At 71.9% G+C, this 13286-nt stretch carries 14 protein-coding genes; 9 read left to right on the top strand and 5 right to left on the bottom strand.

Translation table 11 applies throughout. The features are described 5' to 3' along the window. Positions 1 to 48 precede the first annotated feature (48 nt). Complete coding sequence (locus ABFY03_RS29145) at positions 49 to 450, top strand: hypothetical protein (protein ID WP_346171198.1); 402 nt, start codon at positions 49 to 51, stop codon at positions 448 to 450. On the opposite strand, the gene ABFY03_RS29150 is transcribed toward ABFY03_RS29145, so the two are convergent. Further along, complete coding sequence (locus ABFY03_RS29150) at positions 447 to 1439, bottom strand: ArsR/SmtB family transcription factor (RefSeq protein ID WP_319009199.1); 993 nt, start codon at positions 1437 to 1439, stop codon at positions 447 to 449. The genes ABFY03_RS29145 and ABFY03_RS29150 overlap by 4 nt on opposite strands. Before the next feature lie 149 nt (positions 1440 to 1588). On the opposite strand from ABFY03_RS29150, the gene ABFY03_RS29155 reads away from it, so the two are divergent. Then, entirely contained in the window at positions 1589 to 2821 is a 1233-nt protein-coding gene (locus tag ABFY03_RS29155) for an MFS transporter (RefSeq protein WP_346171199.1), read from the top strand. Here ABFY03_RS29155 and ABFY03_RS29160 read toward each other — a convergent pair. The 4 genes from ABFY03_RS29160 to ABFY03_RS29175 form a co-directional block, all read right to left on the bottom strand. Further along, complete coding sequence (locus tag ABFY03_RS29160) at positions 2757 to 3431, bottom strand: HNH endonuclease (RefSeq protein ID WP_346171200.1); 675 nt, start codon at positions 3429 to 3431, stop codon at positions 2757 to 2759. The genes ABFY03_RS29155 and ABFY03_RS29160 overlap by 65 nt on opposite strands. Positions 3432 to 3900: 469 nt before the next feature. After that, the gene (locus tag ABFY03_RS29165) at positions 3901 to 5358 is read right to left on the bottom strand and encodes a catalase (RefSeq protein ID WP_319009202.1); all 1458 of its coding nucleotides are present in this window, start codon (positions 5356 to 5358) and stop codon (positions 3901 to 3903) included. A gap of 187 nt (positions 5359 to 5545) precedes the next feature. Next, positions 5546 to 6439: a 2-hydroxy-3-oxopropionate reductase gene (locus ABFY03_RS29170; protein WP_319009203.1), complete on the bottom strand. Its 894-nt coding sequence runs from the start codon at positions 6437 to 6439 to the stop codon at positions 5546 to 5548. Positions 6440 to 6486: 47 nt separating this feature from the next. Further along, positions 6487 to 7320, bottom strand: coding sequence for a TIM barrel protein (locus ABFY03_RS29175; RefSeq protein ID WP_346171201.1), 834 nt, complete (start codon positions 7318 to 7320; stop codon positions 6487 to 6489). 140 nt (positions 7321 to 7460) lie between these two features. Between ABFY03_RS29175 and ABFY03_RS29180 the strand changes: the two genes are divergently transcribed. From ABFY03_RS29180 to ABFY03_RS29210, 7 genes are all read left to right on the top strand, one after another. After that, complete coding sequence (locus ABFY03_RS29180; protein ID WP_037881565.1) at positions 7461 to 7721, top strand: YkoF family thiamine-binding protein; 261 nt, start codon at positions 7461 to 7463, stop codon at positions 7719 to 7721. Between the two features lie 44 nt (positions 7722 to 7765). After that, positions 7766 to 8086: a helix-turn-helix domain-containing protein gene (locus ABFY03_RS29185; protein ID WP_319009261.1), complete on the top strand. Its 321-nt coding sequence runs from the start codon at positions 7766 to 7768 to the stop codon at positions 8084 to 8086. 155 nt (positions 8087 to 8241) lie between these two features. Continuing rightward, a complete protein-coding gene (gene uraD, locus ABFY03_RS29190; RefSeq protein WP_346171202.1) occupies positions 8242 to 8757 on the top strand; it encodes a 2-oxo-4-hydroxy-4-carboxy-5-ureidoimidazoline decarboxylase in 516 nt (171 codons plus the stop codon). Continuing rightward, positions 8754 to 9161, top strand: coding sequence for a hydroxyisourate hydrolase (gene uraH / locus ABFY03_RS29195; protein ID WP_031015272.1), 408 nt, complete (start codon positions 8754 to 8756; stop codon positions 9159 to 9161). Before uraD ends, uraH begins: the two co-directional genes overlap by 4 nt. A gap of 5 nt (positions 9162 to 9166) precedes the next feature. Beyond that, positions 9167 to 10090 (top strand): factor-independent urate hydroxylase, encoded by a 924-nt coding sequence (gene pucL, locus ABFY03_RS29200; protein ID WP_319009206.1) that lies wholly within the window; start codon positions 9167 to 9169, stop codon positions 10088 to 10090. 92 nt (positions 10091 to 10182) lie between these two features. Next, a complete protein-coding gene (locus ABFY03_RS29205; protein ID WP_346171203.1) occupies positions 10183 to 11601 on the top strand; it encodes a nucleobase:cation symporter-2 family protein in 1419 nt (472 codons plus the stop codon). Between the two features lie 48 nt (positions 11602 to 11649). Further along, positions 11650 to 13038 (top strand): 8-oxoguanine deaminase, encoded by a 1389-nt coding sequence (locus ABFY03_RS29210; RefSeq protein WP_346171204.1) that lies wholly within the window; start codon positions 11650 to 11652, stop codon positions 13036 to 13038. The last annotated feature ends 248 nt before the right edge of the window (positions 13039 to 13286 follow it).

Raw genomic sequence — 13286 nt, forward strand, 5'->3', positions numbered from 1 at the left:
GCCCGGCCGGCTCCATCCGGCCGGGCACGCGGCGTCTACCGTGGACCCATGACCTCCGCCACCCCCCTGCGTCTCGTCACCCACGCCGAACTCCTCGAGGCCCACACCACCGACCGGCAGCTGTCCGTCTCCGCACGGCTGGAAGCCGAACTCTCCGACGGCCGCGCCCTCGTCCTCCTCGACGACCGGGGCTGGGCCGAGAGCGTCGTCGGCGGCGCCGACGTGCGCGACCACCTCACGGTGGAGTCCGTCGAGGAGACCGCCCGGACCGTCGTCGGCCCGGACGAGCCCTACGGCGACCAGACCCAGGAGGAGGCCGCGGACGCCCACTGGGCCGCTCTCGCCGGCATCCTCGCCCGCCAGGGCGTGGACATCGCCCCGGCCGCCCTCGCCGGCCTGCCGCACCCCGTCGTCCTCGGCGAACGGCTGCGCGCCTGGGCCGGGTTCTAGGGGGCGGGCCGCTGGGCACGTACGAGCACCGCGCCCGCCTCCGTCCAGTCGTACAGCACCGAACGGCCCGCCCTCCTGCGGCGTACCAGCCCGGCGTCGTGCAGCACCTTCAGGTGGCGCCCCACCGATCCGAGGCCCTGGCCCGTCAGCGCCACCAACTGGCTCGTGGACAGCGGCGCTTCCAGGCGCAGCAGCACCCCGGCCCGGGCCGGTCCGAGCAGCGCGCCCAGCGCCTCCGGCACCGCCGGGCCCGCCCCGTGCGCCAGAACCCCCGCGCAGGGGTAGACGATCGCGTACCGCTCGTCCCCCTCCCGCGTCGCGTCCCACGACACCCAGCCGGTCTTCGGCGTCACCGGCACGAGCAGCAGCCGGCCGCCCTCGACCGAACGCGGCGGATAGTCGCGGGCGTTGACCTGAAGCCTGCCGTTCCCCAGCCACCGCATCTTCCCCGGGCACAACTCGTCCAGGGCGGCCGCCCAGCCGTCCCGCGCGAGCCGCGCGGTCCTGGCCGTCACGTCGGCCTCCATCACCCGGCGCCGCCGCGGCCACTCCGGCAGCACCGTCTCCCGCCACACCCAGGTCAGCAACTCCGCGAGCCGCCCCGGCAGATCACGCGCCGAGGCCAGCGGCTCCGGCACCGGGCCGCCGACCGAGACCGCGAGGTCGGCCAGGGCCGCCGGCTGTCCGGTGGCGCGGACGACCGCCACCTCCTCCTCGAAGCACCGCTCGCCCTCGCCCAGCGGGGTCGGCGTGAGGAAGTCCGCGTTCCAGGTGGGGCTGATCGCCGCCCGCACCAGCAGCCCGTCCAGCGGCTCGGCCGCGATCCGCGCCCGGTAGGCCGGCAGGTGCTCCGCCAGCCACCCCCGCTCGCCCGGGTGCCCGGCCCGCCCGGCGTGCAGCGCCTTCAGCGCCGCGACGGTCTCGGCGAGCGGCGACACCACGAACCGGCCGCCCGCGAGCGTGTCCGCCCCGATCCGCCACCACCCCACGCCCCGGCCCCCGCCCTGCCCGTCCCCCCGCTCGTGCCCCGCCTCGGCCCCGCCGCCCGAGCCTCGTCGCACGCGCTGCCCCGCGCCCACTGTTTCGCGGTCCCGCGAAACAGTACCGGGGCGATTTCCGGCTCCGCAGAATCCCCGGCATGTCCCTCTCCGTCTCCGAGACGCCCGCCCAGGCGGGCTACCGCGACCTGTTCCGCACGCCCGAGTTCACGCCCCTCTTCCTCGCCGGCTCCGCGCAGACCGCCGCCCAGACGGTGGCCGGACTCGGGCTCGCCACGCTCGTCTTCCGCTCCACCGGATCCCCGCTGCTCAGCGCGCTCGCGATGTTCGGGCCCTCGCTCGCCCAGCTGCTCGGCGCCACGACCCTGCTCTCCGCCGCCGACCGGCTGCCGCCCCGTACCGCGCTGACCGTCGTCGCGGTCGTGTTCGCGGCGGGGACGGCGGTCCAGGCCGTGCCCGGGCTGCCGCTCGGTGCCGCGTTCGGGCTGCTCGCCGTCCTCGGCGTCGTCGGGTCGCTGGGCGGCGGGGTGCGGTACGGGCTCCTCGGCGAGATCCTGCCGCGCGAGCGCTATCTGCTCGGCCGCTCGGTGATGAACATGGCCGTCGGCGTCTGCCAGATCGCCGGCTTCGCCACCGGAGGCGTGCTCCTCGCCGTGCTCTCCGCGCGCGGCACCCTGCTCGTCGGCGCCGCCCTCTACCTCCTCGGCGCCCTGCTCTACCGCGGCGGGCTCGCCGCCCGCCCGCCCCGCGCCGCCGGCCGGATCTCGGCTGCCGAGACCTGGCGGACCAACGCCCGGCTGCTCGCCGACCGGCACCGCCGTCTCCTCTACCTGGCCCTGTGGGTGCCCAACGGGCTGATCGTCGGCTGCGAGGCGCTCTTCGTGGCGTACGACCCCGGCCGCGCCGGCCTGCTCTTCGCCTGCGCCGCCGCCGGCATGCTCGCCGGCGACACGGTCCTGGGGCGGTTCGTGCCGGCGCGGCTGAGGGCGCGGCTCGCCGCGCCCCTCCAGGCCCTGCTGGCCGCCCCGTACCTGCTCTTCGCGCTGGGCACGGGACTGCCCGTGGTGGTGGCCGGCGCGGCCGTGGCGGTCTCCGCGGTCGGCTACGGCGCGAGCCTGCTCCACCAGGAGCGGCTGCTGGCGCTGGTCCCGGACGAGTCGAGCGGGCACGCGCTCGGCCTGCACGGTTCCGGGATGCTCGCCTGCCAGGGACTCGCCGCGGCCCTGGCGGGCGGTCTCGCGCAGCTCACCTCGCCGGCGACGGCGATGGCCCTTCTGGCGGTGGCCTCGCTCGCCGTCACCGCCGCCCTCACCGCGGGGCTGTCGAGCGCAGCACGACCGTCTCCTCGCACGGCCCGTCGGCGAACAGCTTGAGCGCCTCCATCTCGTCCTTGTCGACCGAGAGCCCCCAGCGCAGCTTCGTCCCCACCCACTCGCCGACGTAGCGGCAGTAGGCGGCGTTCCCGTCGGGCACCCACGCGGCCGGGTCCTGGCCGGCCTTCGCCTTCTGGCTGCGGGCGGTGACCGCGACCAGGGTCGCCGCGGCGCCCTGGTCGTTGGCGTACTTCGCCCGGCGGGCCGCCGTCCAGCCGGACGCCCCGGAGGCCCACGCCTCCTCCAGCGGGACGAGGTGGTCGACCCGGAGCAGCGCCGGGTCGGTGACGGTCTGGCCGTCGTAGTACGAGGTCCACCGGCCGCCGGTGAGCGCGCAGCCGGTGCCGGTCGTGGGCGCCTCGACGGCCTCGGCGAGCAGCACCTCGGCCCGGGTGTCGCAGGCGTCGTCGGCGTCGAGGCCCTTGTCCCAGTGGGGGAAGGCGGACTCCTTGTACCCGGTGGAGTCCTCGGTGGCCTCGGCCAGTTCGGCCAGCGCGTCCGGGAAGAGCTGGACGCCGGCGGGGGCGGCGGGCACGGCGGGGGAGGGGGCGGCGAGCGGGGACAGGACGAGGGCGAGCGGGGCGAGCCCGCGCATCAGGTTCTTGATCACGTACCGGTGGATAGCGCCGGAGCGGGGGCGCACGGGGCCGAATCGCGGTGCGCTCCGCCGAGCGGGCGCGGATGTTCACCGCAGAAACGATGCGCTGTGTCCCCGTACCGGGGCATGGAAAAGAGCGCGGAACCAGGGACCGTAAACCTGGTTCCGCGCTCTCGTCTGGTGACCGCCCGGCGGGGCGAGGCTGGCGCGACAGGACGTTCGCACCGCCGGGCGGAGTCGGCGGGCTCCCTCGCGGGGAGCGGGCGTTGGGACCGCGGCGGCTCCGGCGGACGCTTCGGCCGGTCCTTCCTTCAGGTCTGGAAGGGCGGCCTGGCGTCCTGGCCACCGCACTGGCTCGGAGCCACCGCGGTCCTCACGCTGTCCGGATCACCGGCCACCCCTCATCCGGGCCGGCGTTCCGGACGGCGTACGGCTCTGACCTCCCGTCAGGTGCCGTACGCGGTCCGGGGATCGAGAAGAACTAGTCCTCGCGCAGGGCGCGGACGGCCTCCTCGACGCGCTTGCCGTAGTCGGCGTCGGCGGCGGCGAAGTGGGCGATGTTCTTCTCGATGACGTCCTCGCGGGACACCTGGGAGAGACCGCCGGCGATGTTGGCGATCAGACGGGACTTCTCGTCCTCCGACATCAGGCGGTAGAGCTCGCCGGCCTGGAAGAAGTCGTCGTCCTTGGTGTGCTGCGGGGCCGCGTGAGTGCCGGTCCAGCCGTGGATGGCGAGCGGCGCGGAGAGCGGCGTGCCGGTCTGGGCCGGGCCCTGGTACGAGTTGGGCTCGTAGTTCTTGTCGTACCGCGAGCCGTTGCGGGTCGCCATGAGGCCGTCGCGGCCGTAGTTCTCGGCGACGGTCGCCTTGGGGGCGTTCACCGGGAGCTGGGTGTGGTTGACGCCGAGGCGGTAGCGGTGGGCGTCCGCGTAGGCGAAGAGGCGGCCCTGGAGCATCTTGTCCGGCGAGGGGCCGATGCCCGGGACGAAGTTGTTCGGGGAGAACGCGGCCTGCTCGACCTCGGCGAAGACGTTGTCCGGGTTGCGGTCGAGGACCATCCGGCCGACCCGCTGGAGCGGGTAGTCGGCGTGCGGCCACACCTTGGTGAGGTCGAACGGGTTGAAGCGGTAGTCGGCGGCCTCGGCGGCCGGCATGACCTGCACGTACAGGGTCCAGGACGGGTTCACGCCGCGCTCGATGGCCTGGAGCAGGTCCGTCTGGTGCGAGTTGGCGTCCTTGCCGACGAGCTCGGCGGCCTGCTCGGAGGAGAGCGAGCGGATGCCCTGGTTCGTCTTGAAGTGGTACTTGACGAAGAACGCCTCGCCCGCCTCGTTGGTCCACTGGTAGGTGTGCGAGCCGTAGCCGTTCATGTGACGGTACGAGGCCGGGATGCCGCGGTCGCCCATGAGCCAGGTGATCTGGTGGGTGGCCTCGGGGGCGTGCGCCCAGAAGTCCCAGACGTTGTCCGGCTCCTGCTTGCCCGTGAAGGGGTCGCGCTTCTGGGAGTGGATGAAGTCGGGGAACTTGATCGGGTCCTTGATGAAGAACACCGGGGTGTTGTTGCCGACGAGGTCGTAGTTGCCCTCCTCGGTGTAGAACTTCACCGCGAAGCCGCGCGGGTCGCGGACCGCGTCCGCGCCGCCGAGCGAGTCGGCCACGGTGGAGAAGCGGATGAACAGCTCCGTCTTCTTGCCCACCTGGGAGAGGAAGTCGGCCTTGGTGTACGCGGTGACGTCGTCGGTCACCTCGAAGTAGCCGTACGCGCCGGAGCCGCGGGCGTGCACCACGCGCTCCGGGATCCGCTCACGGTTGAAGCGCGCGAGCTTCTCCAGCAGGTGCTGGTCCTGGAGGAGGAGAGGGCCACCGACGCCGGCGGTGGCGGAGTTCTGGTTGTCGGCGACGGGGGCGCCGGACTCGGTCGTAAGCACGCGCTTCGACATGGTGGCCTTTCCGTACGGATGCTGCTGACTGCGGTGGAGCGTAAGTTCGCCTCGAACACAGCGTCAACAGTTTGTTGAAAATGAAGTGGGGTGTTCCGGTCGGCGGCGGCGCCTTGGGCGCGACAGGACAGGTGTCAGCACCGCCGCCGACCGGAAATCTGGGGCCCCGCCGAGGCGGGGCGTCGGCTCAGACCTGCGCGCCGGAGAGGCGCTCGACGGCGCGGAGCAGGGCCGAGTGGTCCAGGCCGCCGTCACCCTGCGCGCGCAGCGAGGCGACGAGCTGGGCGACCACGGCGCCGACCGGGAGGGCCGCGCCGACGTTGCGGGCGGCGTCGGTCACGATGCCCATGTCCTTGTGGTGCAGGTCGATCCGGAAGCCGGGCTTGAAGTCCCGGTTCAGGAAGTTGTCCTTCTTGCGGGTCAGCACCGTGGAGCCGGCCAGACCGCCGTTGAGGACGTCGAGGGCGGCGTTGAGGTCCACGCCGGACTTCTCCAGGAAGACCACGGCCTCGGCGCAGGCCTGGATGTTCACGGCGACGATGAGCTGGTTGGCCGCCTTGACCGTCTGGCCGGAGCCGTGCGGGCCGCAGAGGACGATGACCTTGCCGAGCGCCTCCAGGATCGGGAGGGCCTCGTCGAAGTCGGCCTGCTCGCCGCCGACCATGATGGAGAGCACGGCCTCGATGGCGCCGGCCTCGCCGCCGGAGACGGGGGCGTCGATGACGCGGATGCCCTTCTCCTTGGCGTTCTTCGCCAGGTCGACCGAGGTCTGCGGGGTGATCGACGACATGTCGACGATCAGCGCGCCCTGCTTGGCGTTCTCCAGGATGCCCTCGGGGCCGTAGGAGATCGCCTCGACCTGCGGGGAGGCGGGCACCATCGTGATGATCACGTCGGCGTCCTCGACGGCCTCGGCGATCGAGCCGGCCGCGGTGCCGCCGGCGGCGGCCAGGCGGTCCAGCTTGTCCTGCTCCAGGGTGAAGCCGGTGACCGAGTAGCCGGCCTTGATCAGGTTCTCGGACATGGGGGAGCCCATGATGCCGAGGCCGATCCACGCGATCTTGGGAAGGTTGCTGCTCATGGTGAGGGTGCCTCTCAGAACAAGGTCGTACGGGGAGGGGGCCTGCGTCAGCGGGCCGGGCGGGCCTCGGAGGCGAGCCACTCGAAGGACGCGGCGGCGTCGGCGGCCTTGTACTCCAGGCCCACGAAGCCGTCGTAACCGGCCTTCCTCAGCTCGTCGAGGAGCTGCTCCAGCGGCAGTTCGCCGGTGCCCGGGGCGCCGCGGCCCGGCATGTCCGCGATCTGGACGTGACCGGTCTTCGCCGCGTACCGCGCGATGACGTCGCTGACGTCCTCGCCGTTCATGGCCAGGTGGTAGATGTCGAGGAGGAACTTGGCGTTGCCGAGCCCGGTGGCCTCGTTCACCTTGTCCACGACCTCGATCGCGGAGGGGGCGCTCACCAGCGGGTAGAGCGGCGACTCCGGCTTGTTCAGGGTCTCGATCAGCAGGATCGCGCCGACGCGGTCGGCGGCGCGGGCGGCCAGGACCAGGTTCTCCAGGGCGAGGGCGTCCTGGACCTCCGGGTCGACGCCCTCCACGCGGTTGCCGTAGAGCGCGTTGAGCGCCTTGCAGCCGACCGAGGCGGCGAAGTCCGCGGCGATGTCGATGTTGGCCTTGAAGCGGTCGGACTCCTCGCCCGGGACCGAGACCGCGCCGCGGTCCGGGCCGGGGAGCTGTCCGGCGTAGAAGTTCAGGCCCACCAGCTGGGTGCCGGCGTCCTCCAGGGCTTTCCTGAGGGCGTCGAGCTCGCTCTGCTCGGGGGTGGCGGTGTCGATCCAGGGCCACCACAGCTCGACCGCGGTGAAGCCGGCCGCGGCGGCGGCCGCGGGGCGCTCCAGGAGCGGGAGTTCCGTGAAGAGGATCGACAGGTTCACATCGAAGCGCTGGTCCGAGTATCCCATGAGGGGCGGCGCTCCTTCCGTATTGCGGAAGTCGTTTTCTGTCTGACGGAAGGTTGCCGGGCGGGCGCCTGACTTGTCAAGAGGTCCCCGCAGGTCCGGGGCTCCCCAGCGGCTCGAACGGCCCGTAGCGTGGGGGCATGGTGCGTTTGAGAGTGGAGTTCACGACCGAGCCGTTCGACCTCGACGAGGCGCCGGCGCACGCGGTCGTGGCTCGTGAGGTCATCCAGTCGGCCGAACTGGACGCCGTCGACGTCGGCCCCTTCGGCAACACCGCGGAAGGCGGCGCCGACGCCGTGCTCACCGCCGTCGACGAGCTGCTGCGCAAGGCGCTCGGTGCCGGTGCCACCCGGGTCTCGCTCCAGGTCAACGTGATCGGTGAGGGCGGGGAGGACGCGAAGTGACCGAGCATCCCTTGGCGGCGGCGGTGAAGCCGCTGGTCGACGCGATGGGCGCGGAGCTGGTGGAGCCCGGCCAGGCGGCGGCGGACGACGTCGTCCTGTCCTGGGAGGGCGAGGACGTCCTCGCCGTGCGGCTGCCGCAGCTCTCCGACTCGCTGGACCACATCCTCGCGGCGATGGAGCGGCGGCACGGGATGCCGCTGTCGGAGCTCGACCGGAAGAGCAAGCAGGAGGTGGTCCGCGTCCTGGAGGCCCGTGGCGCCTTCTCGGTGCGGCACGGGGTGGAGACCGTGGCGGGGGCACTCGGTGTCAGCCGCTTCACCGTCTACAACTACCTGAACAGGGAAAACGCCTCCAAGAACGCGTAGTTGATCAAGAGCAGCCACCAGCCGCCGTCCACATGCCGGGACGGCGGCTTTTGTAACGCCGAGTTTTCAACAAAGTGTTGACGTGTTGTTGTCGAGGGCGTTAGCTATCCGCAGCCCGTCCGACGCACAGCGAAAAACAGCCACGGAGGCTTCCCGTGACTTCAGGTACGACACCGGGCCTCACCCGGTTCAACACCTCGGCGGACAGCGAGGCCCTCGCCGCGCTCCACGAGGTGTGCTCCAGCTCGGCGTGGGGGAGCAGGATTCTCGCCCAGCGCCCGTACACCACCGCCGAAGCCCTCTTCCTCGCGAGCGACGCCGCCATGGCCGAGCTCACCGCCGAGGACCTGGCCGAGGCGATGGAGGGCCACCCGCCGATCGGTCGTCCGAAGGAAGGGGATGCCACCTCCACCCGCGAGCAGAGCGGGATGGCCGGCGCCTCCGCCGAGCTCAAGGCCGAGATGCTCGAACTGAACCTGGCCTACCAGGAGAAGTTCGGCCACGTCTTCCTCATCTGCGCCACCGGCAGGACCGGCGAGCAGATGCGCGACGCGGTCAAGGACCGGATCGGCAACGCGCCCGAGCAGGAGCGCGAGATCGTCCGCGCCGAACTGGGCAAGATCAACCGCATCCGGCTCACCCGACTCGTAGAGGAAGAGAGCGCCGCATGAGCACCGACACCACGGCCTCGGTGTCCACCCACATCCTGGACACCAGCATCGGACGCCCCGCGGAGGGCGTGGCGATCACCCTCGCCGCCCGCGCCGGCTCCGACGCCGCCTGGGTCGCGCTCGGCGGCTCGGCCACCGACGCCGACGGACGGTGCAAGGACCTGCCGGCCCTGCCGGTCGGCACCACCCACGTACGCCTCGACTTCGAGACCGAGGCGTACTTCCTGAGCAAGCAGAACCAGCAAGCCGAGGCGCAGCAGGACGCCCCCGCGAATCGGGACAGCGGTCCGGCCGGTGCTTTCTTCCCGGAGGTGGCGATCACGTTCGCCGTCAAGCCGGGCGAGCACTACCACGTACCGCTGCTGCTCAACCCGTTCGGCTACTCCGTTTACCGAGGGAGCTAGCAGACATGCCCACGATTCTCGGCCAGAACCAGTACGGCAAAGCAGAGAACCGCGTCGTCAAGATCACGCGGGACGGCGCCACCCACCACATCAAGGACCTGAACGTCTCCGTCGCCCTCTCCGGCGACCTCGACGACGTCCACCTCACCGGCTCCAACGCCCACTGCCTCCCCACCGACACGACGAAGAACACCGTCTTCGCGTTCGCCAAGGAGTACGGCATCGAGTCCGCCGAGCAGTTCGGCATCCACCTCGCCCGCCACTTCGTGACGAGCCAGGAGCCGATCAAGCGGGCCCGGATCCGGATCGAGGAGTACGCCTGGGAGCGCATCGCCTCCTCCGACGCCAACTCCAAGTTCATCGGCGCCGACGAGGTCAACCACTCCTTCGCGCGCAAGGGCCAGGAGACCCGCGTCACCCAGATCACCTACGACGGCGAGAAGTGGGAGGTCATCTCCGGCCTCAAGGACCTCGTCGTCATGAACTCCACCAACTCGGAGTTCTGGGGCTACATCAAGGACCAGTACACCACCCTCCAGGAGGCGTACGACCGCATCCTGGCCACCCAGGTGTCCGGCCGCTGGCGGTTCAACTGGACCGACGACGAGCAGCGCATGCCCCACTGGGAGCGGTCCTACGAGCAGACCAGGAAGCACATGCTGGAAGCCTTCGCGGAGACGTACTCGTACTCCCTCCAGCAGACCCTGTACCAGATGGCCACGCGGATCATCAACCACCGCGCGGAGATCGACGAGGTGCGCTTCTCGCTCCCCAACAAGCACCACTTCCTGGTGGACCTGGAGCCCTTCGGGCTGAAGAACGACAACGAGGTCTACTACGCCGCGGACCGTATGTACGGCCTCATCGAGGCCACGGTCCTGCGTGACGGCGCCGAGGCGCTCATCCCGGTCGACATGACCAATCTCTGAGCGGCACCACATCTCTGAGCGGCACTGAGTGACCCGGTCCCCGCCCGCCCGCAGTCGGGCGGGGACCGGCACCAGACCGGAGGGAACCCAGCATGGCACTGCCCGCACCGGGGCCGGCGTCCGCCGAAGGCCCGTGTCCCACCCCGTCGTCCAGCACGGCCCCGTCCCAGGCCGTCTGCCATCCGGTCGACGAGAAACTCCCCGCCTCGCGGCTCGTCCCCGCGGCACTCCAGCACATCGCCGCCATGTACGCGGGCGTCGTCACCCCTCCGCTCATCATCGGCCAGGCCGTCGGCCTCGACGCGGCCGGGATGACCCGGCTCATCGCGGCGAGCCTGCTGATCGCCGGTCTCGCCACCATCCTGCAGACCCTCGGCGTGCGGAACCTGGCCGGCAACCGGCTCCCGTTCGTCAACGCGGCCTCCTCCGCGGGCATCGCCCCCATGCTGGCCATCGCCGAGACGAGCGCCCCCGGGCACCAGCTCCCCGCCATCTACGGCGCGGTCATGGTCGCCGGAGTCTTCTGCCTCGCCGTCGGCCCCTTCTTCGGCCGGCTGCTGCGCTTCTTCCCGCCGCTCGTCACCGGCGTCGTCATCACCCTGATCGGCGTCACCCTGATGCCGGTGCCCGTCAGCTGGGCCCAGGGCGGCGACAAGACCGCCGCCGACTTCGGCGCCATGAAGCACCTCGCGCTCGCCGGCTTCACCCTGGTCGTCGTCCTGCTCTTCCAGCGCTTCGGCCGCGGCTTCCTCAAGCAGATCGCCCTGCTCCTCGGCCTGTTCATCGGCACCCTCGCCGCGATCCCGTTCGGGATGGCCGACTTCACCGCCCTGCGCGAGGCGCCCGTCGCCGCGCTGCCCGCCCCCTTCGCCTTCGGCGCCCCCGAGTTCCAGCCCGCCGCGATCCTCTCCCTGTGCATCGTGATGCTGGTCCTGATGACCGAGTCCAGCGCCGGCATGCTCGCCCTCGGCGAGATCTGCGACCGGCCCAGCGACGGGAAGACCATCACCCGCGGGCTGCGCACCGACGGCATCGCCACCCTGCTCGGCCCCGTCTTCGGCGGCTTCCCGACCTCCGCCTTCGCGCAGAACGTCGGCGTCGTCTCGCTCACCCGGGTCCGCTCCCGCTACGTGGTCGCCGTCGCCGGCGGCGCCCTCCTGGTGCTCGGCGCCTTCCCGGTCCTCGGCGCGGTCGTCTCCCTGGTCCCGATGCCCGTCCTCGGCGGCGCCGGCATCGTCCTCTTCGGCTCCATCGCGGTCAGCGGCATCCGGACCCTCTCCGAGGCAGGACTCGACGACAGCTCCAACATCATCCTGGTGGCCGTCGCGCTCGGCGCGGGCATCATCCCGCTCGCCGCTCCCACCTTCTACGCCGGATTCCCCGCCTGGGCGCAGACCGTGCTCGGCTCCGGCATCAGCGCCGGCGCGCTCGTCGCCGTCCTGCTGAACCTCTTCTTCCACCATCTCGGCACCCGGAGCCGTCAGACGGCCCCGGCACTCAAATCCTCCTAGGGTCCTGCCGTGCCCACCCCACCCATGAGGAATGAAGGAAGCACCGCCATGGCAGCACCTTCGGCAGCCCAGCGCATCGTCATCGAGAACGCGGCGATCGCCACCGTCGACGCGCACGACACCGAGTACGCCTCCGGCCACCTCGTCGTCGCCGGCAACAGGATCGAGTCCCTCGGCGCCGGCAAGGCCCCCGAGAACCTGGAGAACGTGGTCCGGCGGATCGACGCCACCGGCCACCTGATCACCCCGGGCCTGGTCAACACCCACCACCACTTCTACCAGTGGATCACCCGGGGCCTGGCCACCGACCACAACCTCTTCGACTGGCTGGTCGCGCTCTACCCCACGTGGGCGCGGATCGACGAGCAGATGGTGCGCGTCGCCGCCCAGGGCTCGCTCGCCATGATGGCCCGCGGCGGCGTCACCACCGCCATGGACCACCACTACGTCTTCCCGCGGGGCTCCGGCGACCTCTCCGGCGCCATCATCGGCGCCGCCTCCGAGATGGGCGTGCGCTTCACCCTGGCCCGAGGCTCCATGGACCGCAGCGAGAAGGACGGCGGCCTGCCGCCGGACTTCGCCGTCGAGACCACCGAGGGCGCGCTCGCCGCGACCGAGGAGACCGTCAAGAAGCACCACGACGCCTCCTTCGACTCGATGACGCAGGTCGCCGTCGCCCCCTGCTCGCCCTTCTCCATCTCCACCGAGCTGCTCCGCGAGGGCGCCGCCCTCGGCCGCCGCCTCGGCGTGCGCATGCACACCCACGGCTCGGAGACCGTGGAGGAGGAGAAGTTCTGCCACGAGCTCTTCGGCATGGGCCCGACCGACTACTTCGAGTCGACCGGCTTCCTCGGCGAGGACGTGTGGATGGCGCACTGCGTCCACATGAACGACTCCGACATCGCCGCCTTCGCCCGCACGAAGACCGGTGTCGCCCACTGTCCGTCGTCCAACGCGCGCCTCGCCGCCGGCATCGCCCGCGTCCCCGACATGCTGAAGGCGGGCGTCCCGGTCGGCCTCGGCGTCGACGGCACCGCCTCCAACGAGTCCGGCGAGCTCCACACCGAGCTGCGCAACGCGCTCCTCATCAACCGCCTGGGCGCCCACCGCGAATCCGCGCTCAACGCCCGCCAGGCCCTCCGCCTCGGCACCTACGGCGGCGCGCAGGTCCTCGGCCGCGCCGACAACATCGGCTCCCTGGAGGCCGGCAAGCTCGCCGACTTCGTCCTCTGGAAGATCGACGGCCTCGGCCACTCGTCGATCGCCGACCCGGTCACCGCCATCGTCTTCGGCGCGGCGGCCCCGGTCACCGCGTCCTTCGTCAACGGCAAGCAGATCGTGGAGAACAACCGCCTGCTCACCGTCGACGAGGACACCATCGCGCGGGACGCGCGCACGGAGGCGCAGCGCCTGGCCCGCATCGCGGCCCAGGGCTGACGCTCCCCCCGGAGTCCGGTCGGGGGGGACGGCCCCCGACCGGTCGCCGCGGACCCGAGCGGGGTCCGCGGCAGCCCGACCGGGCGGCGCCGTACGCACCAGTCGTACGGCGCCCCCCGGGACGGCGACCCGTGCCCGCACCCCCACCGGGCGCCCCGTCACCGCGCCGCACCCCTTCCTCCGGCGCACCGCACCACCCCGCACCGAGCCGCACCTCCTGCACTTCGCACCGCATCGCACCACCTCCC

The sequence above is a fragment of the Streptomyces roseofulvus genome (genome assembly GCF_039534915.1).
Taxonomy (GTDB): Bacteria; Actinomycetota; Actinomycetes; order Streptomycetales; family Streptomycetaceae; genus Streptomyces; species Streptomyces roseofulvus.

Coding starts and splice junctions, on each gene's coding strand:
- ABFY03_RS29145 (WP_346171198.1), top strand. CDS start 49: ATGACCTCCGCCACCCCCCTGCGTCTCGTCACCCACGCCGAACTCCTC.
- ABFY03_RS29155 (WP_346171199.1), top strand. CDS start 1,589: ATGTCCCTCTCCGTCTCCGAGACGCCCGCCCAGGCGGGCTACCGCGAC.
- ABFY03_RS29165 (WP_319009202.1), bottom strand. CDS start 5,358: ATGTCGAAGCGCGTGCTTACGACCGAGTCCGGCGCCCCCGTCGCCGAC.
- ABFY03_RS29170 (WP_319009203.1), bottom strand. CDS start 6,439: ATGAGCAGCAACCTTCCCAAGATCGCGTGGATCGGCCTCGGCATCATG.
- ABFY03_RS29175 (WP_346171201.1), bottom strand. CDS start 7,320: ATGGGATACTCGGACCAGCGCTTCGATGTGAACCTGTCGATCCTCTTC.
- ABFY03_RS29185 (WP_319009261.1), top strand. CDS start 7,766: ATGGGCGCGGAGCTGGTGGAGCCCGGCCAGGCGGCGGCGGACGACGTC.
- uraH (WP_031015272.1), top strand. CDS start 8,754: ATGAGCACCGACACCACGGCCTCGGTGTCCACCCACATCCTGGACACC.
- pucL (WP_319009206.1), top strand. CDS start 9,167: ATGCCCACGATTCTCGGCCAGAACCAGTACGGCAAAGCAGAGAACCGC.
- ABFY03_RS29205 (WP_346171203.1), top strand. CDS start 10,183: ATGGCACTGCCCGCACCGGGGCCGGCGTCCGCCGAAGGCCCGTGTCCC.
- ABFY03_RS29210 (WP_346171204.1), top strand. CDS start 11,650: ATGGCAGCACCTTCGGCAGCCCAGCGCATCGTCATCGAGAACGCGGCG.